Source organism: Variovorax sp. GW821-FHT10C12 (genome assembly GCF_059415405.1).
This window is the reverse complement of sequence record NZ_JBWKNE010000002.1, coordinates 437,930-458,429: the sequence shown is the minus strand read 5'-3', so window position 1 is coordinate 458,429 and position 20,500 is coordinate 437,930. Positions and strand designations below refer to the sequence as shown.

The window sequence follows — 20,500 nt, the reverse complement described above, 5'->3', positions numbered from 1 at the left end:
ATGCCCCTTCTCGAAGTCAACGACCTCCACATCGGCCTGCAGACGCAACGCGGCCCGGCCGAAGCCGTGCGCGGCATTTCCTTTTCGCTGGAGCGCGGCGAAACGCTGGGCATCGTCGGCGAGTCGGGCTGCGGCAAGTCGATCACCGTGATGTCGCTCATGGGCCTGCTGCCCTCCACCGCCAAGGTCACGGGCAGCATCAAGCTCGACGGCCAGGAACTCGTCGGCCTGCCCGAAAAGCAGATGTGCCAACTGCGCGGCAACCGCATCGGCATGATCTTCCAGGAGCCGATGACGGCCCTGAACCCCGTGCACACCATCGCGCGCCAGGTCGGCGAACCGCTGATGCTGCACCGCGGCCTCACCAAGGCGCAGGCGCGCAAAGAGGCCCTCGACCTGCTCGACCGTGTCGGCATTCCCGACGCCGCCTCGCGCCTCGACGCCTACCCGCACCAGTTCTCCGGCGGGCAACGCCAGCGCATCGGCATCGCGATGGCCTTGGCCTGCGGTCCCGACCTGCTGATCGCCGACGAGCCCACCACCGCGCTCGACGTGACGATCCAGAAGCAGGTGCTCGACCTGATCCAGGGCCTGGTCGCCGAAATGGGCATGGCGCTGATCCTCATCTCGCACGACCTCGGCGTGATTGCCAGCAGCGTGCAGCGCATGCTCGTGATGTACGGCGGCAGCGCGGTGGAAAGCGGCCCCACCGAAACGGTCTTTGCCGACCGCACCCACCCCTACACGCGCGGCCTGTTCGCCGCGCGCCCCGCGCTCGGCGCCGTGCACGCGGGCCGGCTGCCCACCATCCGCGGCAGCGTGCCCGAGCTGGTCGACATTCCGCGCGGCTGCGGCTTCGCGGGCCGCTGCGACTTCACGACCGACGCCTGCCACACCACGAAACCGCCGGTGACGCGCCAACCCAACGGCCATGCGGTGAGCTGCCTGCACCTCGACGCCGTCGCCGCGCACGCCACGCTGGCCGCCGCATGAGCACCCCGATGACTTCGACGTCTTCTGCCTCCACCCCGCTGCTGCAGGTGACCGACCTCGTGCGGCACTACGCCCTGCCGCGCGAAAAACTCTTCGGCCCGCCGCCCACCGTGAAGGCGCTCAACGGCGTGAGCTTCGAGGTGCAGGCAGGCAAGAGCGTGGGCATCGTCGGCGAATCGGGCTCGGGCAAGTCGACCATCGCGCGCCTCGTGATGGCGCTGGACACACCCACCTCGGGCAGCGTCGCGCTCGAAGGCCGCAACCTGCACGCGCTCTCGAAGGCCGAGCTGCGCACCGCGCGGCGCGACTTCCAGATGGTCTTCCAGGACCCCTACGGTTCGCTCGATCCGCGCCAGACCGTCGCACGCATCGTCGCCGAGCCGCTCGAAGCGCTGGCCGAAACGCGGCGTGCCGAGCAGCGCGAACGCGCCGCCGAAGCGCTCGCGGCCGTCGGCCTGCGCACCACCGACCTCGACAAGTACCCGCACGAGTTCTCCGGCGGCCAGCGCCAGCGCATCGCCATCGCACGCGCGCTCATCACGCGCCCCAAGCTCATCGTCGCCGACGAGCCCGTGAGCGCACTCGATGTGTCCGTGCAGGCCCAGGTGCTCAACCTCATGCAGGACCTGCAGCAGCAGTTCGGCATCAGCTACCTGCTCATCAGCCACGACCTCGCGGTGGTCAACCACCTGTGCGACGAGGTGTGCGTGGTGTTCAAGGGCCAGATCGTGGAACGCGGCCAGCCCGCCGAACTTTTTGCCCACGCGCAACACCCATACACACGCACCCTGCTGTCGGCCGTGCTGCACACGCCATCGCGGTAGGCCCGAACGGGTCGAACCGGTAGCCTCTTTTTTCTTCCAGGAGAACCCCCGAATGTTGAAGCGACGCACCCTCATGGGCACCGCCATCGCCGCCGCGATCCCCGGCGCCTTCCCGCTGTTCGCGCAGGCCCAGACCGGCAAGAACATGCTGACCATCGGCATGCCGCTGGAACCGCCGGGCCTGGACCCGACCACCGCCGCCGCCTCGGCCATTGCCGAGATCGCACACTACAACATCTTCGAGACGCTGACCAAGATCAACGCCGACGGCAGCGTGACGCCGCTGCTGGCCGAGAGCTGGACCGTGTCGCCCGACCTGAAGACCCACACCTTCAAGCTGCGCAAGGGCGTGAAGTTCGAGAACGGCGAGGCCTTCGACGCCGCCGCCGTCAAGTTCAGCTTCGAGCGCGCGGCCGGCGAGAAGAGCACCAACAAGGACAAGCGCTTCTTCAGCGAGATCAGCCTGAAGACGCCCGACGCCGACACGGTGGTCATCACCACCGCGCAGCCCAACCCCGACCTGCTCTTCATGCTCGGCCAGGCCACCGCCTGCATCGTCGAGCCCAAGAGCGCCGACACCAACGCCACCAAGCCCGTGGGCACCGGCCCCTACAAGCTCGACAGCTGGCAGCGCGGCTCGGCCTGTTCGCTGGTGAAGTCGCCGACGTACCGCAACCCGGCGCTGGCCAAGGTCAACAAGTTCGTCTTCAAGTTCATGTCCGACTCGGCGGCGCAGACCGCGGCGCTGATGGCCGGCGACATCGACATCTTCCCGCGCGCCGGCACGCGCAGCGTGGGCCAGTTCCGCGCCAACCCGCGCTTCCGCGTGCTCGAAGTGGGCACGCGCAGCAAGGTGATCCTGGCGATCAACAACAAGCGCAAGCCGCTGGACGACGTGCGCGTGCGCCGCGCCATCCTGGCCGCGGTGGACCGCAACGTGGTGATCCAGGGTGCGGCCGACGGCTTCGGCAAGGCCATCGGCAGCCACTACCCGATCGGCGCGCCGGGCTATGTCGACACCACCGGCATCAACCCCTTCGACATCGCCAAGGCGAAGAAGCTGCTGGCCGACGCGGGCGTGAAGACGCCGCTCGAACTGCGCATGACGCTGCCGCCGCCTTCGTACGCGCGCCAGGGCGGCGAGGTGATCGCAGCCCAGCTCGCGGCCATCGGCATCAACGTGAAGATCCAGAACGTCGAATGGGCCCAGTGGCTCAGCGGCACCTTCGGCGGCGGGCACGATTTCGACCTGAGCATCGTCGCGCACGTGGAACCCTTCGACCTCGTGAAGTACACCGAGCCCGACTACTACTGGGGCTACGACTCGAAGAAGTTCCGCGATCTGTACGCCTCGGTGCAGAGCGAGCCCGACGAGAAGAAGCGCAACGCGCTGCTCGGCGAGGCGCAGAAGATGCTCGCCAACGATGCCGTCAACGGCTTCCTGTTCCAGGCCGTGTTCCCCACGGTCGCACGCAAGGAAGTGAAGGGCCTGTGGCCGAACATGCCGATCGTCGCGAACGACCTGGCCGCCATCTCGTGGGGTTGATGCGGCGATGACGAAACCTCTTTACGCCCTGGGCGTGCAGGAACTGCACGCCGCCTACGCCGCCAGGGAACTCTCGCCGGTCGAGGTGACGCGCGCGGTCAACGAACGCATCGCGGCCTGCGAGCCGCAACTGCGCGCCACCTGGCTGTTCCGCCCCGAGGCCGCGCTCGAACAGGCGCGCGCCTCCGAAGCGCGCTGGCGCGCCGGCGCGCCGCGCGGCACGCTCGACGGCGTGCCCGTGACCATCAAGGAAAACCTCGCGACCGAGGGCGACCCGATGCCGCTGGGCACCGCCGCCTACGAACTCGTGCCGGTGAGCTACGACTCGCCGCCCGCCGCGCGCCTGAAGGCCGACGGTACGGTGATGGTCGCCAAGACCACGATGCCCGACCTGGGCATGCTGTCGTCGGGCCTGTCGAGCTTTCACGACCTCTCGCGCAACCCGTGGGACACCTCGCGCACGCCGGGCGGTTCCAGCGCGGGCGCCGGTGCGGCGGCCGCCGCAGGCTACGGCCCGCTGCACGTGGGCACCGACATCGGCGGCTCGCTGCGCCTGCCGGCGAGCTGGTGCGGCATCTTCACGCTCAAGCCCAGCTTCGGCCGCATTCCGCTGAGCTCGCCCTACATGGGCCGCTGCGCCGGCCCGATGACGCGCACCGTGGCCGACGCGGCGCTGATGATGGCTTCGGTCGCGCAGCCCGACGACCGCGACTATTCGGAACTGCCGCCGCCCGTGATCGACTGGAACGCCTTCGAGGTCGATCCGTCGTTCCTCAAGGGCAAGCGCGTGGCACTGCACATGGACGCGGGCTGCGGCCTGCCGCTCGATCCGCAGATCGCGCAGGCCATCCGCGATGCCGCCAAACGCATCGAGGCCGCTGGCGCTCACGTCGAGGAAATCCCGGCCTTCATGACGCCGCAGATGCTGCAGGGCATGGACCACTTCTGGCGCATGCGCTCGTGCCTGGACATGCAGGCCATGAGCGCCGAACAGCGCGCGAAGATCCTGCCGTACATCCGCGAATGGGCCGAGAGCGCGGCCGGTTTCTCGGGTGCGCACGTCTTCGACGGCTACAGCCAGTTCGTCGCCACACGCGCGGCCACGGTCGCCGCCACCAAGGCGTACGACTTCGTGATCTCGCCGGTGTCTCCGAACATGCCCGCGCCCGCGGACCATGCCTCGCCCACCAACGACCCGATGCGGCCGCTGGAACACATCGGCTTCACGGTGCCCTACAACATGTCGGAACAGCCTGCCGCCTCGGTCAACTGCGGCTACTCGGCCGAAGGCCTGCCCATCGGCCTGCAGGTGGCCGGCCGCCGCTTCGACGACCTGGGCGTGCTGCAGTTCAGCCGCGCCTTCGAACAGATTCGCGACGCCCAGAAGCCCTGGCCTGAGCCAATCTGAACCGCAATACGGAGACACACCTTCCCATGAACGCCACCCACTACATCGACGGCCGCCGCGTGGCGTCCGAAGCCGACGCCACCATCGACGTGATCGACCCGAGCGACGGCCAGAAATTCGGCGAGATCGCACGCGGCACCGCCGCCGACATCGACGCCGCCGTGGGCGCCGCGCGCCAGGCCATGGGCGAGCACTTCGACGGCCCCTGGGGCGCCACCACCGCACTCGAGCGCGGCCGGCTGCTCGCCAAGCTCGGCGCCGCCGTGATGCAGCACCACGAAGAGCTGGCCCAGCTCGAGGCGCGCGACACCGGCAAGGCGCTGCGCGTGGCGCGCAACGACGCGACCGCGCTGGCGCGCTACTTCGAGTACTACGCCGGCGCCTGCGACAAGCTGCACGGCGACACCCTGCCCTACGAGCGCGGCTACACCGTGCTCACCGTGCGCATCCCGCATGGCGTGACGGGCCACATCATTCCCTGGAACTACCCGATGCAGATCGCGGGCCGCAGCGTGGGCGCCTCGCTCGCCGCGGGCAACGCCTGCGTGGTGAAGCCGGCGGAAGACGCAAGCCTCTCGCTGCTGCGTCTGGCCGAGATCGCGACCGAGGTGGGCTTTCCGGCCGGTGCGCTCAACGTGGTCACGGGCTACGGCAAGGAAGCCGGCGCGGCGCTGTGCGCGCACCCGGGCATCGACCACATCTCGTTCACCGGCTCGACCATGACCGGCCGCAGCGTGGGCCTGGCCGCGGCCGAGCGCCACTGCCCCGTGACGCTGGAGCTGGGCGGCAAGTCGCCGCAGATCGTGTTCGCCGACGCCGACCTCGACGCGGCCGAGCCCGTGCTGCTCAACGCCATCATCCAGAACGCCGGCCAGACCTGCTCGGCGGGCAGCCGCGTGCTGGTCGAGCAGTCGATCTATGAAGAGGTCGTGCAGCGCCTTGCCAAGCGCTTCACGGCCGTGCGCGCGGGCACGCCCGCCGAAGACCTGGACATGGGCCCGCTCATCAACGAGAAGCAGTTCCGCCAGGTGCGCGACATGGTCGCGACCGCCGAGGCGAGCGGCATGAAGGTGGCGGCGCGCGGCACCGTGTCGCCGCAGGCACCGTCCACCGGCTACTACCAGGAAGCCGTGCTGTTCCGCGACGTGCCGCATGACAGCGACCTGGCCCAGCGCGAGGTCTTCGGCCCGGTGCTGGCCGTGATGCCCTTCGCCGACGAGGCCGAGGCGGTGCGCCTGGCCAACGGCACCGACTTCGGCCTGGTGGCCGGCGTGTGGTCGCGCGACGGCGGGCGCCAGCTGCGCATGGCGCACAAGCTGCATTGCGGCCAGGTCTTCGTCAACAATTACGGCGCTGCGGGTGGTGTAGAACTGCCGTTCGGCGGCGTGAAGTCGAGCGGCTTCGGCCGCGAGAAGGGCTTCGAGGCCCTGCTCGGCTTCACGACCCTCAAGACCATCGCCATCAAGCACGGATGAATTCATGACCACCACAGAACAGCAACAATCAACCTCGCGCAAAGTCGGCCTCATCGGCGTCGGCCTGATGGGCCACGGCATCGCCAGCAACATCGTCAAGCACGGCCACCAGCTCACGGTGCTGGAGCACGCGGGCAACCAGCCGATCGACGACCTGCTGAGGGCCGGCGCCACCTCGGTGAAAGATGTGGCCACGCTGGCCGCGCAGGTCGATGTGCTGATCCTGTGCGTCACCGGCACGCCGCAGGTCGAGGCCGTGATGCTGGGCGACAACGGCGCGCTGAGCACGCTGCGCCCCGGCACCGTGGTGATCGACTGCTCCACCGCCGTGCCCGCCTCCACCGCCAAGGTGGCGCAGGCGGTGCTTGCCAAGGGCGGCCGCTTCCTCGACACGCCCATGACCCGCACCGCCAAGGAGGCCGCCGAAGGCCGCCTGAACCTGCTGGTGGGCGGCGACGCCGAGGTGCTGGCCTCGTGCCTGCCGCTGCTGCGCTGCTTTGCAGAGAACGTCACGCACGTCGGCGATGTGGGCGCGGGCCATGCGATGAAGCTGCTGCACAACTTCGTGTCGCTGGGCACCGTGGCGCTGCTGTGCGAAGCCGCGGCCTGCGCGCAACGCGCCGGCGTGAAGCCCGAGGTGTTCGTCGACGTGCTCGCCAAGGGCGGCGGCAACGGCGTGGCGCTGGAACGCCTCAAGCCCAAGCTGCTGACGGGCAGCACCGATTCGCTGAAGTTCTCGATGGCGAATGCGAAGAAGGACCTGGGGTACTACAACGACATGGCGGAGCAGGCGTCGGCCAGCCATGGCATCGCGCAGGCTGTGGATGCCTTGCTGGCCCACGGGGTCGAAACCTTCGGGCCGGATCGCATGGTGCTGGACCTGGTCGAAGCGCTGCGCTGACATTCTTCGGGGCGCGTGCGAAGCGCTGAGCTGAACCGCCCCATCTCACGCCATCACTCGAACCGTATCTCGGCCACGGTCGGCGCATTCGGCTCCCTGGTGGTGGCATTCGCAAGGGCACCATCTTTCTCGTTCCTGAACCAGTAGCGACACCCGGTTCGAGAAATCATCGTCACGCACATCGAGCCGTCGGCGTTGAGCACCCATTTGCCCGACGCCTTGCCGGGCCCGCTCTGGTTGACGAAGTCGACGCGGCCATCCGCATGGAACTGCCAGCGCGAGACCATGCCCGTCGAGAGATTGCTTGAAACGATGGGCTTGCCGATCAAGGTGCTTTCGACCTCGGCTTTGCTCAGGAACACGCGGCCCCGGATGGGCAGGGGCTCCTCGGAGATGGCGGGCACGACGGCGATGCAAAGCAGCGCGCGGATGGCGTAGCGGGTGAACATGACATGCCCCTCTGACGTCGCGCAGCCGGCATGCGTTCAGCCGTGCGCGTGCGTCCAAGCGCCTGGTTGGCCTGTCAGCAACGCCCGATGGCGTTACATGGCATTAACTAAAAAGCGCTACTTTTCTGCGCGCCAGATCCGGCCGGCGTACGCGAACGAGGCCTGCTTCTTCCTGCGCGCCACAGCCACGCCAGGAGGCGTTGGCCCAAGATCGAGACGAGGAAGGCGGCGTTCTTTTTCTGCGACGACACGGCTTGTGCTCCGATGGCCCCTCGGCAAGGTGGCCGGAGGGCGTTGTGGGGTGGCCTGCGCCAACTCCGTGGCAACGGCGCCGACGACGGCGAAAGAACACTGTGAAGGCAACTGTGCAGTTGCTTGTATGGCGCTGTGTCGTGGGTACCGCGCTTTTGAACGGCCTGTTGATTTCTGCGCAGGCGTGACCCGCGTCGACGGTCGCATCGACAGGGTCGGCGCTGGGCAGCCGTCGATCGCTTTGCGCGATCGCCAGTCCAAGCCAGCCTGACCGCTTCAGCGTTGCCGGATGGCGGTCGCCAGCTCAGCGCGCACGGCCGCGAACACGGCAGCAGGATGGGCGGCACGCGATATGGGACGGCCGATGACCACGTGCGTCGCGCCCGCCCCGATGGCCTGCGAGGGCGTCGCAGCCCGCGCGTGGTCATTCTTTTCATCCCCTGGAAGCTGCGTGCCCGGCGTCACGATCAGGGCATCGGGCGGCAGGATCTCGCGAAGCAGCCTCACCTCCAATGGCGACGACACAACGCCATGGCAACCAGCCGCGGCTGCCAGACGGCCCAGTCGTGCGACCTGCTCTGGAACCGTCGAGCCGACGCCCACCTCTTCCAGATCCTGGTCACTCATGCTGGTGATGACGGTGAGCGCCAGAACCTTGAGTTGAGGGAACGGGCTCGCGGCCTCGACCGCCGAGCGAAGCACGGCGGAACCGCCCGAGGCGTGCACAGTCACCATCGAAGCCCCCAGGTGTCCGGCTGCGGTGACCGCACCGGCCACCGAGCTTGGAATTTCCAGCAGCTTGAGGTCTAGGAAAACGCGCTTACCTGCATCAACGAGCTCGCGAACGACCGAAGGTCCGGCCGCCGTCAGCAGCTGCAGGCCGACCTTGTAGTGCGTGGTCGCTGCGCCCAGCTGCTTCACGAGGTCCGCCGCCAATGCGGCGGCAGGGAAGTCGAGCGAAACGATGATGCGGCTGTCTGTACTCATTGACTTGTCCTCCATGCCGACGCCCCGCGCTCGGAAGAAACTCAGGCTTCCGAACGCTCCACGATCACCTCACTGATCTGCACCATGGGTTGAATGTCCGTGTAGTTGGCGATGTCGCCCCGGATCTCCTCCTGGTGCTGGGCAGAGGCTGCCCGGTACGCTTCGACAGAAGTGCAGACGAATTCGCACTTCGCGATGTACGCAGGGTCGGTGCCCGCACCACGCCCCGAGATTCCCTTGTCCACCATGTAGTACAGGCACGCTGCGCCGAGCAGTCGTTTCATCATGGGCATGTGCCGCTCGCGGTAGTACGCGTGATCGAAGCGCGCGCCTGCGGCGTAGGGGTACATGACACTGACCTTGATCATCGAGATTTCTCCTGTGGTTGCACGCTGGTTGGTACGCCGACAGCTCGGCCAGACACCGACTCAAGCGGGGAATCGCGCGCCCGACGCTTCCAAGGGCAGGCGCAGCCCGTTCGTGAGGTAGCTGACGGTGCGATAGAAGCCGGCCAGCATCAGCAGTTCGATGATGGCTTCTTCGCTGAAGTACGTTCGCAACGCGTCCCACAGTCCATCGTCGATGTCGGCGTGCGCGTGCAAGGCGTCGCACAGGCGCAGAAGCACCTGGTCCTCGGCCGACCAGCAGGCGTCGTTCGCCGACGCCGTGACGGTCGCCTGAACCTGCTCCGGCGTCAGGCCGGCGAACCTTGAGAAGGCCGTGACGTGGACACCCCATTCATATTCGGATTTGCACAATGCCGTTGTGCGATGAATCACGATTTCGCGCTGTCGGATGCTCAAGTGGCCTTTGTCCAGCAGCCCGCCGGCAAAGAACTTTTGAAACAGACGCGCGTCGCGTGCCAACGTCGTGAACAGCCGCAAGGGAGGCTGTCCCTTCATCACCCTGTCGAGTGACCTGGAAATGTCTTCGCCAAATGGTGGCGTTGCGGGTTCGATGCGTGCGGGCATGCAGACTCCTGATTCAATGGCCACGCCATCGTAGGCACGTTGCTGTATAAAGTAAAGCATGACGACACCTCGCATCGGCCAACCCGTTCGCGGCTCCACCACCGGCCGCCCCCTCATGGTCGCGCTGGACCTGCTGGGCCGGCGCACGGCGCTGCGCGTGCTCTGGGAACTTCGGGAGGGCTCGCTGACCTTCAGGGCCCTGCAAGACGCTTGCGAGACGAACACCCGGTTGCTCAACACGCGGCTCACTGAACTGAGGGAAGTCGGCCTGGTCGAACATGCCGAGGGTGGCTATCGACTGACGGACGAAGGACGGCGGCTTTCGAAGGCGTTGAAGCCGTTGTCAACCTGGGCGGACCAGTGGGGGCATGGAAAGCGATGAGAAGGTGACTCGCGCCATGGCGTACCACCGCTGAGCATCAGCGGCGAATGGCTCCGCCTATGATCAGAAACGTTTTTTTGGAGGAGACCGTGACCGGCATGTTCGCGCTGCCCAGCTTGTCTCGCAGGTCGTGCGGGACACATCGCCTCAGTCCCATGGAAGACCTATGAGAAAAATCTTGCCTCTCTGCCCCCTCGTGTTGCTGTTCGCCCTCTCGGGTCAGGCCATTGCAGGTGCCAATACGGCGCGACTGAACTGCACGGGGACTCGCGCGGGGCATGCACTCACCTTGGTGGGTGATGTGCCCGCCTCCATCGTGGAGATCGATCTGAAACTCTCCTACCGCGGGCAAACCATGCGCCTGGTCTCACCACAGGCAGAAACCTCCGAGTCCACTGACTTTCGTCGTGGCATCTTCAGGTTGGAGGCTGTGCTGTCCGGTTCGAACAGGCTCCAGCTTCAAGCCAAGCCCAAGAGCATCAAATACAAGGGCAGCATGGGTGCCGGCAGACTCAACGCCAGCTTTGGCGCCATCCTCAAGAATGCGCCTAAGCCCTTTCAATCCGCGCTGAAAGGGGCCGAGCTCACTTGCATCTATGCATACGAAGTTTGAGCGAGGGCCCACAAATCGTTCAACCGGGCAGACAGCCGCCGCGCGTTCAACCGCGAGCGCCTCGGCGAACTGCGATGCCTGCGATGGGATGGCCTCCATCTACGGCCACGACCCGAGGCTGAACCCTTGTTTCTTGCTCGCCCGATGAAGCGGCTGCGTCTCTTTGCCGCCCTGCTGTGGCTCGGCATCGCCCTCGGTCCGGCCCGCGCAGCGCCACCGACCTACCAAGAGCTGTACGCCAATCCGGAGCGCACCATGCCGATGCAGCCGACCTGGCAACTGCAGCCAGTGGATGCACAGGCGCCACCGTGGGAAGACATCTTCACCTTCACCATCGGCATCGCCCCCAACCTGATCGAACGGGCGCGTTGGTTGAGCCTGAATCCGGGCAAGCACAGCGAGCGCGCCCCCGCGTTGTTCGACGGCCTCGACGGGCGCGTGCTTTTCCTTTCACCGACGGCGCGCAGCTTCTGCGGCGGCCGCTGGCAGGTCGTGCGGCAGGAATACATCTCCCTCAATCCCGCACTGCAGCCGCTGCACCGGGTGTGGCTGGTGGAGCGAAAGCCCGGCGGCGGACTGCGCGCCACCACGGCCAACGGGCGCATCGATGCGCAAGGCCAGTGGGCCGTTCCGCCCGTGAGTTGCGATGGTCAGGACACGATCTCCGCAGACTCCCCCGCGGCCCTCTCCTACCTGATGCCCGACGGATCCAGGCCCGTGCCTTCCGAGCTGCAGGTGGACACGGTGTTCGCACAGCCCGGCTTGCGCGATGCACGGGGACAGTGGAGCCCCCCCGCCCCGCCGCGGGACATCACCACTGCACAGTGGATGGACTACAAGCGGCAGATGGTGACGCCTGGCTCCACCGGCTCGGGCCTGATCGACGCGCGCGGACGCATGGTGATTCCGTTCATCTTCGGCGAGCGGCCCGACGCAACCGCCCAGCGGCGCATCCGGCTGTGCACCGCCGCCGGGCTGGACCTCCAGCGCAACGCCAGCACGCCGCAGGTGTGCCGCTGGCAACGACTGCACGGCGGCAGCGATGCCGGCGCCGCGCTGCGGCCGGTCAAGGACGCGGACACCGGCCGATGGGGCTACCAGAACGCGCAAGGCCGATGGGCGATCGCGCCGCAGTTCGAATCCGCGCGCCGGTTCCGTCATGGCTACGCCGTCGTCTCAGGCGCGTTCCCAGAGGACTGGCGGCCGCCCGGGTGGCAGGACGACCGGCCGATCATCCGGCAATTCCACCGCATGGGCCGCCATTGGGTGGTCGAAGCCCTGGTACGCAACACGTCCACGGGCGGCGCATGGGAAATACGCTATGGCCTGATGAACGATGCGGGGCAATGGCTTGCCGCCGTGCCGCAGCCCGCGCTGCACGTCACCGTGCTGGTTCCGCCCGGTGGCCGCAGCGGCCACTATGCCGAGATGCTGGCCAGCCACTTGCCCCACCTGCTGGGACGCGGCGTGCAGGTCGATCACGTGCCGAAAGCCACCGAGGCCGACTATCGCCGGCTGATGACGGACGGCGGCAACGAGAAGGTCTTGCTCGCGGCACTGCGGCTGCCGCGCGGAGGCATCCAGGGCGTGCACCAGCCCGCGCCGATCGATGCGCTGATGCATTCCCTTCGCCCCGTCACGCTGCTGACGTCGGAGCCTCTGGTGCTGGCCATCGACAGCACGAAGGCCGACACGCTGGGCATCCGCAGCACGGACGACCTGCTGGCCTACGCACGCGCCCACCCGGGCAGCCTGCGCATCGGCACGGGCGACGACGGCTGGACGGGCCACCTCGCCTTCGGCCAGTTCCGCGCACGCAGCGGCGTCGACGTGCAGCGCGTGGTCTTCAAGGGCATGTACCCCGACTCGGACGTCATCACGAAGGAGCATGCGGTGGACCTGCTGTTCGCGCCCGTGAACGGCGTGGCGGTCGCCGTGCGGCGCGGCCAGTTGCGCGTGCTGGGCACCACCGCCAACCCGGCGCACCCGCAAAGCTTCGAGGGGGTGCCGTGGCCGACGCTGGCGTCGAGCGCGCCCTTGACCGGCTACACAGCGTACGATCACTTCAGCCTCTGGGCGCCCGCGAATTCGGAGGCCGCGTCCAATCGCATAGTGCAGGAAGCCGTGGGCCAGGTGCTTGCCAAGCCCGAGGTGCAGAAGCATTTGCAAGACCTTCGAGTCGTCGGCGGAGGCGGTTCGCCAGAGAGCCTGCTGGCGCTGGAAGACGAAGAGCGCGAACGCTGGATGCGTGCGCTTTCATCACCGGTGCGTTGAGGGCGCTGCTGCGTTGCCTTGCCGAGAACGTCACGCACGCCGGCGATGTCGGCGCGGGCCACGCGAAGCGTTTGCCGGACTTCGTCCATCGCAGGTTGAACCATCCCATCTCGCACCATCACTCGAACCGTATCTCGGCCACGGTAGGCGCATTCAGCTCCCTGGTCCTGGCATTCGCAATGGCACCGCCTTTTTCGTTTCTGAACCAGTAACGGCAGCAGTTCGAGCAGCGCGCGCTGCGAGGCCGGGTATCCACTCCAGTCGTCCATCCCGAGGCGTTGCGCCGGGAGCCCGAATCGAACGGGGCCCAGCGACTGCGCGGGTCCGTGCTGTCGCTGGTGGTGGACGAAGATTTTCTGTAACCCGGCTTACGCAAACTGCCACATGAAACCCGCTGCAAGAGCGGCACTTTCGTGCAAGAAGCAGATCACCGCAAGCCTGGCCCAGGACTACCATTCCATCGTTCACGTGCGGTTCGGCACGAGACTGCCGCGGACTGTTTGCTCACTCGTGCCGCAAGGAGAGTCGCGATGGCAAGTCCGATGAACGTCAACAAGCTTCAGACGAAATCCCATAACGAACCGGATGAGGTTCGACAGCCCGAAAAGACCCGGGTCGAAGTGGTCCGCCTCGAGGGCTACACGCTCGGACGCTTCAAGTTCGAGCCCGGGTGGCGCTGGTCGAAGTGCATCAAGCCAGTCGTGGGCACGGACAGTTGCCAGGTGGCTCACGTCGGGTACGCGGTGTCCGGCCGGATCACCGTGCAAATGAATGACGGCTCGCAGACCGTCATCGAGGAAGGCATGTCGTACACCATTCCGCCGGGTCACGACGCATGGGTCGAAGGCAACGCTCCGTTCGTCGGGCTGGAGATGATGAGCGCGGAGGAATACGCAAAGTCCAAAAGCTGACCCGAGGTGAAAGGCCTCGGGAAGGGACTTCTTCGGGATGGTCGAACGGGGCGTGACACTCGCGACCGTCCGGCTCACGCGCCCGGGTCTACGGAGTGCATGGGCGGCGAGCCGGGCGCCGAGGGCGTTTCAGCCCTTTCGCATGGTGATCGCATGAAAAGGGCAAGTCACTGCGCAATCGCTGCAGCCCGTGCACCGATCCGCGTCTTGAAGCGTCGACGACTTCTTCCATTGCTCGACTTCGAGACTGAGAAGGTGAAGGTCGCACGCGGCGACGCACCAGCCGCAGCCCGTGCAACGCGCGGCGTCAACAACGGGCAGCCAACCGGGTCGGTGCGGGCGGCGAGGCTGATGTACGTCCATCCATGATTCCAACGAGCCGTATCGGCCGGAAGGTAGCATGCCGGCGGCTCCAGTCGGCCAAAACCAGCCATTTAGCCGGTCACTTGAATGAACCCCGTAGCCCTTGGTCGAGGGCAGGACTTGTCGGTTTGCGCGTTTCGCTGCCCACCAGCCTGCTCCAAGTGCTCTACAAACCCGTCGAAGGCATTCAATAAGGGCTGGAACCGCGCCGCACCGCCTTCCAGTTGGCCCAAGGCGTAGCAGGTCGCCTCCAGCGTGGACAGTTGGTCGGGCCCATGGGCTTTGCGGATACGGTAGTGCGAAGGCGGCAGGTTGTGCAGGGCCAAGCGGGGCAACTGTTGCAGTGGCGGGCTTTGGTAGAGCATCTTTCGGCTTTTGCGCCAGGTGCCGTCCAGCACGACCAGGCGCAGGCGCGACGGGGCTTGCGGCCACTCGGGCGGTAGCGGGGATGGGACCCGCAGGTCCGGCGCGGTATCTTGCAGACTGTCCGGGTACAGCAGCAGCGTGTGCTTGCCATCCACCGGCCAGACGGGCACGGCAAATGCCTCACCCACCACCAAGCGGCAGTGCGCCAAGCTGAGGTGCAGCAGGCGAGCACTGCCTTTGGTTTGGTGTACCTCGAGCGGGTGCTGCAGCACTAGTACCTCCACTGCGTGGGCGGTGGGCGCGACCCAGCGGCAGATGCAGGCGCTGAGCGGGCGCAGGCAAGCGGTGCACTGGGGGCGTGGGACTAAAGCGACGGACATGACTGGATTTTGTTCAGCGTGCCTGGCTAGACAATGCGTGGAAGGAGATGTCTCTTAGCCTTGGCGCGACGACCGGCAGCTTTGGACAGTGTCGAAAGACCGCAGTGGGCCCACAAGAGACATTCCTGGGCGCCTGAACCGGTCATTGTCGGGCGTCCCAGCGCGCAGCAGCCTCCAAGTCCTCTTGCCATTCATGTTCAATCAGTTGCGGCAGCAGGGGCTTGGGCTGGAATTGCGTCACCCGCTGATCCACCTCCTGACGCTGTTCAGGCTTGAGTTGGGCGCCCCATTGCTGGCGTAGCTGCTCCAGGCGCTCGCTTGTGTATTCGTCCTTGACGCCCGTCTTTCGCGCCAATTCGATCCAGGTCATGGCTTGCACCACGTCCTGCTTGCGCCCGTCACCAAGGTACATCAGGGCCAATTGATACATGGAAATTGCATCTCCTTGATTGGCCGCCCGCGAGAACCACTTGTAGGCCTCGTCAAAATCTTTCTTGACACCTCGGCCCTGCCAATAGTGGACGCCAATGACCTGCGCAGCGCTTGCATACCCCTTTTCTGCAGCCTTCACGAACCACGGGATAGCTTCCTTAAAGTCGGAGATACCGCACATGTCACCCTCATAAGAAGAGGCCAACATTGCATAGGCATGCCCCCATTCCTGCGCTGCGGCTTGCAAGGCAAATTGCCGACCCTTCGCGCAGTCGCGCGCTACACCCAGCGTCCCATTGAAGTAGTAAAGCGCGAGTCTGGCCTGTGCGCCGGGGTCATTCCCAGCTGCGGCCCGGCTGTACCAGGCCGCAGCCTTTGACCAATCCTTTTCCTGCCCCCAACTCAGACTGTAGTAGTGCCCGATGTAACGCTGAGCCAGCGCGCTACCCTCCTCGGCGGCCAGGTGTACTTGCGAGAAGCCTTGTTCGCACTGCTGCGCCTTGATCGCTTCCAGCCCCTCCCGTAGACCGGCGTGGGCGTTAGAGCTAGCCAGCGCAGAGAAAGCGATTGCACCTATGACAATTAGTTCTTTGCCCATGTTCATTCTGTCAAAGGTCAAAGTGGCGAACGCTTTGACGATGAAGTTGACGTCCGTACCTAGCCGACTGTAGCCGGACGAGCTGATGGCGAAAAAGGGGCGCACCAGAAATTCGCGAGCCCATAAGGCCGTCGATCGTCGGGCGACTATTGGCTTGCCTTCAATTCACTTGCTATGGCTTCAACGGCACTCAACATTGCGCGTTTCACGCGCTCGCTCACGAAAGCCCCTCTGCTAGTAGAGTCCGACCCCTGAGGGTCCAGTTGTAAGACTGTGCCCTTCACGCGTCTTGAATCGACCGCAAGGTCGTAGTTGACGATGACTGCCGGCAGATTGCTCGGATTCCGGTCGACAGCCAGCTTGGGCGAGTTGGCTCGGCAAGCGCTGCTCGCCATGGCGCCCACTATCGCTGTCCCTAGCGCCGTGCCGACAACCCCTGCACCCGATGTGGGCGGTGCCAGGCCATAAGCGGCCCCAGTTGAATCGGCACCGCCACGGCTGCTGGGGCGAAGAATCGATTGCCAATTGTTGAACACCTCGAACGTGTCGATCTGAACGGTCTTCCCGGCAAATTCGCGACCCAAGCGAGAGTCGAGGGCGCTCATCAAGTACGAAAGGCGTCCCGGCTCCGTTTGTTCGTCACCCAGGCGGTAGACGCCATACCAGCAATCCGTGATGTTCCCCGACATCACTTCTGCTCGCTTCTGGTCTTCGCTTCTTTTGTCGACGAGTTTGATTGACGGATTCTGAGGTCCACTTTCGACGTCAAGAGCGTACTTGCTTGAGGTCGCGCACCCACTCAGAAGCGCAGTACCGACTGCTAGAAAGAGCAGGAGAGTTGGTGGGGTCATTTCGCTATTGCTGTCCCATTCGCTCGAAACATGGACTTTGTTGTACGAATTGGCAGGTCTCGATGAACGTCGGCTCCTGGCCGACTGTAGCCGGTCATGCCGAGGCGTACGTTGAAACACGTCATCTCACGGGCACGACACCGCTCCGCGTCGTAGACATTTCAGTTCAACAGCCATCTTTCCTGAGGAAGGCATCTGCGGGCGTCTCCGAGTTTCAGTTGCCCCGATATCTCGAACTCGCACACAACCGGAGTTTTGTCAGGCGCTTGGATATAGACGGACCTCACGTCCCCATATTCCACTCGAACGCGAGCGAATAGCTGACCATTGGAAAACCAAACGCTCCTACATCCAGAGTACTGAGGCGGAACCGTGCTTGGATATATCAGGAGAGTTGTGCCATGAGTTTCTTGGACTTGAGCGTTGCTTGGTGGTGCACTCAACTCGCAGCTTTGTCGCCCGCCGTTAGGACTGAAGCACGCAACTAACAACAGCGCACCGCAAGCCGCCATGAATGCTCTAAGGAACATGTCTCTCCTTATCTGTTCTTGCGCCGTACTCGTCCACGACACTAGATCCCGCTAAGTCTGCTATCGGGCGAATTGAGCGCCACCAGCGAGCGTCCGGTCTTGGCCGACTGAAGCTGGTTGCAGCCGCTTGCCAGATGCGGGCGTCACCTGCTGCTACTCGGCATCCGCCTCATCGTCACGCTGCCACTGCTCGGTCTGCTCAATGCCAGCTTCACTTTCAACAAGAAAGTGATAGGAATGGTCGAATCTGAAGGCGTTCGATTGCTTCGCTGCTCTCCACGCAACGGGCGAGTCGGCGTACTCAAAAGAAACATCCTCGGGCCGCGCGAGTTGAGCGGTAGCACGGCGAAATATTTTGCCGGTCACCTGAACATTGAATTCAAGCACCGCTCCCAACGTCCTCGGTTCGTAGTAGTCGCCACAAGCAGCAACCGCATCGGCAAAGTCCGCAAACGGGCGCCTCGCAACAATTTCGCGTTTGTCTTGGAAGACAGAAAGAAAGTACATCTTTGACGCGCAAGATCAGAATCAAGCTCACTGTAGTTGGGGGGCCGCGGCGTTAGTGGAGGGCGTTGGCGAAGGTCCGCTGTTGGCCGTCATCGGCTATTTGCTGGACTCCAGCAGCTTCAATGTCTCAGCGGGAAGTACACCATCGGGAAGAAGCTTGCTTTTGAGCGCCGACGGCCTAAAGCCGGTATTGTCGTAGCTTCCCACCATGAGCCATGTTTGCCTCAGCTTCACGCGTAGGTCGCCAATGCCGTTGCAACTGGTACCACTTGGTTCCCCGACGCCGATAGTCGCGACAATCGTCGGTTGATTCCCTCCGCGCCACGAACGCAGCACCTCAAAATCGACTTCTTGCTCAGAGACCATCTGCGGGCGAGGTGGTAGGTCCTCAACCGCAACAACTTTTGCAAGCATGACCACTTGCAATGAGTCCCGTTGCGTCAAGAATGCTTCCAGGTCATACGCGGATGGCGCGAGGCTGCATGCCGCCGAACAAGCTGGTATGGCGCCGAGCAATGCTCCTCCAGCGGAGCTGAGCCATTTTCGAAACCCCATAGTCCTCCCATCGGCAGCCTACGTCACCTCTCTTCTGAGGCTTGGCGGTCCAGTTCGCCCAGTGAAGTCTTGGCCAGGACCACCGCGATATCCGGTCAGAATGGGAGTCTATGCCTATGCAGCCCCTGTTCGACGCAATCGCTTCAATGTCCGCACCGGTGGATGCGCAGCGCATCTTCCACGGGCGCGGTGGGCTTCATCCAACGTGCGCTCACTTGTCGCTCGACTTTTTCCCACCGGTTTGGGTGTTGACCAGCTTCAAGCCTGTGACCGACGGCGAACTGGCTGCAATTGGCGCCGCACTGGAGCGTCGCTGGTCACAGTTGGCACCGGGTGAAACGCTGCAGTGGGTGTTTCAGTGCCGGCATGAAGGCCAGAGCAGCACACAACTCATGGGCGGTTCGGTGCCCGACCCGCATTGGGTCACCGAGGACGGCGCTCGCTATCGCGTTAACGTGGGCCGGGGCCAGAACCACGGGCTGTTTCTCGACATGGCCGAAGGACGGCGCTGGGTTCGTGCGTTTGTGAAGGCGCGCCCAGACGCCCGGTCGCGCGTCAAGGTGCTCAACCTGTTTGCTTACACCTGCGCGTTTTCGGTGGTCGCATTGCAGGCAGGGGCCCGGCACGTCACCAACCTGGACATGAGCAAGGGCGCTCTGGCCGTGGGACAACAGAACCACCGCGCCAACGGCGTGCTCGCCGGCGCGAGCTTCCTCCCTCATGACCTTTTCAGTTCGTGGGGAAAAATCGCGCGCGGAGGCCCTTACGGGCTGGTCATCGTTGACCCACCAAGCTATCAAAAGGGAAGTTTCGTTGCCACCAAGGACTACGCCCGGCTGATCAAGCGCTTGCCTGACCTGCTGGAGCCCGACGGCCTTGTCCTGCTATGCCTCAATGCCCCAGAACTGGGACCAAAATTCCTGCAGGAGCAAATGAGCGCGCTGGCGCCGGAGCTGGATTTCGTGGAAAGACTGGCGAACCCAAGCACCTTTCCCGACGTGTCCGACGAGCGGTCGTTGAAGGTGTTGGTGTACCGGGCACCGCCGGGTGTTCAACCCGAGGTCTGAAGGGTGCGCTACGCACTAGCGCCACGGGCGGACGGCCCCATGGAGCGCCTTCGTGTGAATTGAAGCAAGCTGTCGAATGACTGGTCCTGGCCGATAGTACCCATTCGCGCTGGGCCGAGGGGATGTCAGCAACCACTGCAAAGCGGGCGCCTGCCTTGTCTGCCGACGATCAGCAGTGGAGCGCATAACTGCCACCAAGACCTACCCGCGAGCAACCTCGACCGGGCCAAATTGGGTCCATCGCGAAGACTTCAGCCCGGGCGGCATGGCGGCGCAGATCGTGCCCGGAAGGACCCGGCCCGTCAGGCGGGCCGCGAGATCCGCAGCCCGCAGCCTCACCGCTAACTTCCAGTCTCAAGCGCCCCACGCCGCGCCTTCTCACTCGCCTGAAACAACTCCCCCGCCTTGCGCGCCAGTTCCGCCGCAAGCCACAGCAGGTTGTCCAGTTGCCGGGGCCCTTCGCCGCTGCACCAGTCGATGTCTTCCCCGTGGCAGACCCACAGCAGGGCTTCGAGTTGGGCGAGTGTGTTTTCGAGAAGGTTCGCCGGGTCTTCGTGGGCGTTTCCGGCGGGGGATACCGGCGTGCGGGGCCGGGCTATAGTCTTGGTAGCCATTTTTGTGCGGTTCCTTCCAAGGTGGTTGCACGAACTTGGTTAGACGGCTGGGGTGCTAGTTACACCCCGGCCGTCGCCTTTTGATACCTCGCATTTGCATCGCTGCTTTCGCACCGACAACCTGCCGCGAGGCAAGCAGCCTTTCAACATTTCAATGGCTGTGTGTGGTGTCTTCCGGGTCCCCTTGGTGGGGTTTTGAGTGGCAGGGGCAGCTACTTTAGAGAAGCGCCCGGCGCAGTGCCGATTTCGTG

At 64.9% G+C, this 20,500-nt stretch carries 22 protein-coding genes; 11 read left to right on the top strand and 11 right to left on the bottom strand.

Annotated features, from left to right (window positions below; translation table 11 throughout):
• The 6 genes from AC07OH_RS15400 to AC07OH_RS15375 are packed head-to-tail and all read left to right on the top strand — an operon-like array spanning position 1 to position 7,147.
• Entirely contained in the window at positions 1–993 is a 993-nt protein-coding gene (locus AC07OH_RS15400) for an ABC transporter ATP-binding protein (protein WP_495301258.1), read from the top strand.
• The gene (locus AC07OH_RS15395; protein WP_495301257.1) at positions 990–1,817 is read left to right on the top strand and encodes an ATP-binding cassette domain-containing protein; all 828 of its coding nucleotides are present in this window, start codon (positions 990–992) and stop codon (positions 1,815–1,817) included. Before AC07OH_RS15400 ends, AC07OH_RS15395 begins: the two co-directional genes overlap by 4 nt.
• A 52-nt stretch (positions 1,818–1,869) precedes the next feature.
• Positions 1,870–3,363, top strand: coding sequence for an ABC transporter substrate-binding protein (locus AC07OH_RS15390; RefSeq protein WP_062479362.1), 1,494 nt, complete (start codon positions 1,870–1,872; stop codon positions 3,361–3,363).
• A 7-nt stretch (positions 3,364–3,370) separates the two neighbouring features.
• A complete protein-coding gene (locus tag AC07OH_RS15385; protein WP_495301256.1) occupies positions 3,371–4,771 on the top strand; it encodes an amidase in 1,401 nt (466 codons plus the stop codon).
• Between the two features lie 26 nt (positions 4,772–4,797).
• Entirely contained in the window at positions 4,798–6,246 is a 1,449-nt protein-coding gene (locus AC07OH_RS15380) for an aldehyde dehydrogenase family protein (protein ID WP_495301255.1), read from the top strand.
• Positions 6,247–6,250: 4 nt separating this feature from the next.
• The gene (locus AC07OH_RS15375) at positions 6,251–7,147 is read left to right on the top strand and encodes an NAD(P)-dependent oxidoreductase (protein WP_495301254.1); all 897 of its coding nucleotides are present in this window, start codon (positions 6,251–6,253) and stop codon (positions 7,145–7,147) included.
• Positions 7,148–7,200: 53 nt separating this feature from the next.
• On the opposite strand, the gene AC07OH_RS15370 is transcribed toward AC07OH_RS15375, so the two are convergent.
• From AC07OH_RS15370 to AC07OH_RS15355, 4 genes are all read right to left on the bottom strand, one after another.
• Positions 7,201–7,596 carry a hypothetical protein gene (locus AC07OH_RS15370; RefSeq protein WP_139702724.1) on the bottom strand — a complete coding sequence of 132 codons (396 nt, stop codon included), beginning with the start codon at positions 7,594–7,596 and terminating at the stop codon, positions 7,201–7,203.
• A gap of 528 nt (positions 7,597–8,124) precedes the next feature.
• Positions 8,125–8,835 carry an orotidine-5'-phosphate decarboxylase gene (gene pyrF, locus AC07OH_RS15365; protein ID WP_495301253.1) on the bottom strand — a complete coding sequence of 237 codons (711 nt, stop codon included), beginning with the start codon at positions 8,833–8,835 and terminating at the stop codon, positions 8,125–8,127.
• Between the two features lie 41 nt (positions 8,836–8,876).
• A complete protein-coding gene (locus AC07OH_RS15360; protein WP_495301252.1) occupies positions 8,877–9,203 on the bottom strand; it encodes an EthD family reductase in 327 nt (108 codons plus the stop codon).
• Positions 9,204–9,263: 60 nt separating this feature from the next.
• The gene (locus AC07OH_RS15355) at positions 9,264–9,806 is read right to left on the bottom strand and encodes a carboxymuconolactone decarboxylase family protein (RefSeq protein ID WP_495301251.1); all 543 of its coding nucleotides are present in this window, start codon (positions 9,804–9,806) and stop codon (positions 9,264–9,266) included.
• Between the two features lie 58 nt (positions 9,807–9,864).
• Between AC07OH_RS15355 and AC07OH_RS15350 the strand changes: the two genes are divergently transcribed.
• The 4 genes from AC07OH_RS15350 (at position 9,865) to AC07OH_RS15335 (ending at position 13,986) form a co-directional block, all read left to right on the top strand.
• Entirely contained in the window at positions 9,865–10,188 is a 324-nt protein-coding gene (locus AC07OH_RS15350; RefSeq protein WP_495301250.1) for a winged helix-turn-helix transcriptional regulator, read from the top strand.
• Between the two features lie 196 nt (positions 10,189–10,384).
• Positions 10,385–10,801 (top strand): hypothetical protein, encoded by a 417-nt coding sequence (locus tag AC07OH_RS15345; RefSeq protein WP_495301249.1) that lies wholly within the window; start codon positions 10,385–10,387, stop codon positions 10,799–10,801.
• A 144-nt stretch (positions 10,802–10,945) separates the two neighbouring features.
• Positions 10,946–13,075, top strand: a complete 2,130-nt coding sequence (locus AC07OH_RS15340; protein ID WP_495301248.1) for a tripartite tricarboxylate transporter substrate-binding protein — start codon at positions 10,946–10,948, stop codon at positions 13,073–13,075.
• A gap of 530 nt (positions 13,076–13,605) precedes the next feature.
• Complete coding sequence (locus AC07OH_RS15335) at positions 13,606–13,986, top strand: cupin domain-containing protein (RefSeq protein ID WP_495301247.1); 381 nt, start codon at positions 13,606–13,608, stop codon at positions 13,984–13,986.
• Positions 13,987–14,115: 129 nt separating this feature from the next.
• On the opposite strand, the gene AC07OH_RS15330 is transcribed toward AC07OH_RS15335, so the two are convergent.
• The 6 genes from AC07OH_RS15330 to AC07OH_RS15305 all read right to left on the bottom strand — a co-directional run bounded on the left by AC07OH_RS15330 (position 14,116) and on the right by AC07OH_RS15305 (position 18,457).
• The gene (locus AC07OH_RS15330; protein WP_354348206.1) at positions 14,116–14,349 is read right to left on the bottom strand and encodes an ATP-binding protein; all 234 of its coding nucleotides are present in this window, start codon (positions 14,347–14,349) and stop codon (positions 14,116–14,118) included.
• A gap of 71 nt (positions 14,350–14,420) precedes the next feature.
• Positions 14,421–15,095 (bottom strand): tRNA-uridine aminocarboxypropyltransferase, encoded by a 675-nt coding sequence (locus tag AC07OH_RS15325; RefSeq protein ID WP_495301246.1) that lies wholly within the window; start codon positions 15,093–15,095, stop codon positions 14,421–14,423.
• A gap of 142 nt (positions 15,096–15,237) precedes the next feature.
• The gene (locus AC07OH_RS15320) at positions 15,238–16,230 is read right to left on the bottom strand and encodes a tetratricopeptide repeat protein (protein ID WP_495301245.1); all 993 of its coding nucleotides are present in this window, start codon (positions 16,228–16,230) and stop codon (positions 15,238–15,240) included.
• Between the two features lie 41 nt (positions 16,231–16,271).
• Complete coding sequence (locus AC07OH_RS15315; protein WP_495301244.1) at positions 16,272–16,976, bottom strand: hypothetical protein; 705 nt, start codon at positions 16,974–16,976, stop codon at positions 16,272–16,274.
• A 683-nt stretch (positions 16,977–17,659) separates the two neighbouring features.
• Positions 17,660–18,013 carry a hypothetical protein gene (locus tag AC07OH_RS15310; protein ID WP_495301243.1) on the bottom strand — a complete coding sequence of 118 codons (354 nt, stop codon included), beginning with the start codon at positions 18,011–18,013 and terminating at the stop codon, positions 17,660–17,662.
• A gap of 96 nt (positions 18,014–18,109) precedes the next feature.
• A complete protein-coding gene (locus tag AC07OH_RS15305; protein WP_495301242.1) occupies positions 18,110–18,457 on the bottom strand; it encodes a hypothetical protein in 348 nt (115 codons plus the stop codon).
• A 227-nt stretch (positions 18,458–18,684) separates the two neighbouring features.
• On the opposite strand from AC07OH_RS15305, the gene AC07OH_RS15300 reads away from it, so the two are divergent.
• Positions 18,685–19,635 carry a class I SAM-dependent methyltransferase gene (locus AC07OH_RS15300; protein WP_495301421.1) on the top strand — a complete coding sequence of 317 codons (951 nt, stop codon included), beginning with the start codon at positions 18,685–18,687 and terminating at the stop codon, positions 19,633–19,635.
• 341 nt (positions 19,636–19,976) lie between these two features.
• Here the strand turns inward: AC07OH_RS15300 and AC07OH_RS15295 are convergent, their stop codons facing one another.
• Complete coding sequence (locus tag AC07OH_RS15295; RefSeq protein WP_495301241.1) at positions 19,977–20,249, bottom strand: hypothetical protein; 273 nt, start codon at positions 20,247–20,249, stop codon at positions 19,977–19,979.
• Between the last annotated feature and the right edge of the window lie 251 nt (positions 20,250–20,500).

Excerpts from the sequence above, each read along its gene's own strand:
- AC07OH_RS15400 (WP_495301258.1), top strand. The coding sequence starts at position 1 with ATGCCCCTTCTCGAAGTCAACGACCTCCACATCGGCCTGCAGACGCAA.
- AC07OH_RS15395 (WP_495301257.1), top strand. The coding sequence starts at position 990 with ATGAGCACCCCGATGACTTCGACGTCTTCTGCCTCCACCCCGCTGCTG.
- AC07OH_RS15390 (WP_062479362.1), top strand. The coding sequence starts at position 1,870 with ATGTTGAAGCGACGCACCCTCATGGGCACCGCCATCGCCGCCGCGATC.
- AC07OH_RS15385 (WP_495301256.1), top strand. The coding sequence starts at position 3,371 with ATGACGAAACCTCTTTACGCCCTGGGCGTGCAGGAACTGCACGCCGCC.
- AC07OH_RS15380 (WP_495301255.1), top strand. The coding sequence starts at position 4,798 with ATGAACGCCACCCACTACATCGACGGCCGCCGCGTGGCGTCCGAAGCC.
- AC07OH_RS15375 (WP_495301254.1), top strand. The coding sequence starts at position 6,251 with ATGACCACCACAGAACAGCAACAATCAACCTCGCGCAAAGTCGGCCTC.
- AC07OH_RS15370 (WP_139702724.1), bottom strand. The coding sequence starts at position 7,596 with ATGTTCACCCGCTACGCCATCCGCGCGCTGCTTTGCATCGCCGTCGTG.
- pyrF (WP_495301253.1), bottom strand. The coding sequence starts at position 8,835 with ATGAGTACAGACAGCCGCATCATCGTTTCGCTCGACTTCCCTGCCGCC.
- AC07OH_RS15360 (WP_495301252.1), bottom strand. The coding sequence starts at position 9,203 with ATGATCAAGGTCAGTGTCATGTACCCCTACGCCGCAGGCGCGCGCTTC.
- AC07OH_RS15355 (WP_495301251.1), bottom strand. The coding sequence starts at position 9,806 with ATGCCCGCACGCATCGAACCCGCAACGCCACCATTTGGCGAAGACATT.
- AC07OH_RS15350 (WP_495301250.1), top strand. The coding sequence starts at position 9,865 with ATGACGACACCTCGCATCGGCCAACCCGTTCGCGGCTCCACCACCGGC.
- AC07OH_RS15340 (WP_495301248.1), top strand. The coding sequence starts at position 10,946 with ATGAAGCGGCTGCGTCTCTTTGCCGCCCTGCTGTGGCTCGGCATCGCC.
- AC07OH_RS15335 (WP_495301247.1), top strand. The coding sequence starts at position 13,606 with ATGGCAAGTCCGATGAACGTCAACAAGCTTCAGACGAAATCCCATAAC.
- AC07OH_RS15330 (WP_354348206.1), bottom strand. The coding sequence starts at position 14,349 with ATGGACGTACATCAGCCTCGCCGCCCGCACCGACCCGGTTGGCTGCCC.
- AC07OH_RS15325 (WP_495301246.1), bottom strand. The coding sequence starts at position 15,095 with ATGTCCGTCGCTTTAGTCCCACGCCCCCAGTGCACCGCTTGCCTGCGC.
- AC07OH_RS15315 (WP_495301244.1), bottom strand. The coding sequence starts at position 16,976 with ATGACCCCACCAACTCTCCTGCTCTTTCTAGCAGTCGGTACTGCGCTT.
- AC07OH_RS15310 (WP_495301243.1), bottom strand. The coding sequence starts at position 18,013 with ATGTACTTTCTTTCTGTCTTCCAAGACAAACGCGAAATTGTTGCGAGG.
- AC07OH_RS15300 (WP_495301421.1), top strand. The coding sequence starts at position 18,685 with ATGCAGCCCCTGTTCGACGCAATCGCTTCAATGTCCGCACCGGTGGAT.
- AC07OH_RS15295 (WP_495301241.1), bottom strand. The coding sequence starts at position 20,249 with ATGGCTACCAAGACTATAGCCCGGCCCCGCACGCCGGTATCCCCCGCC.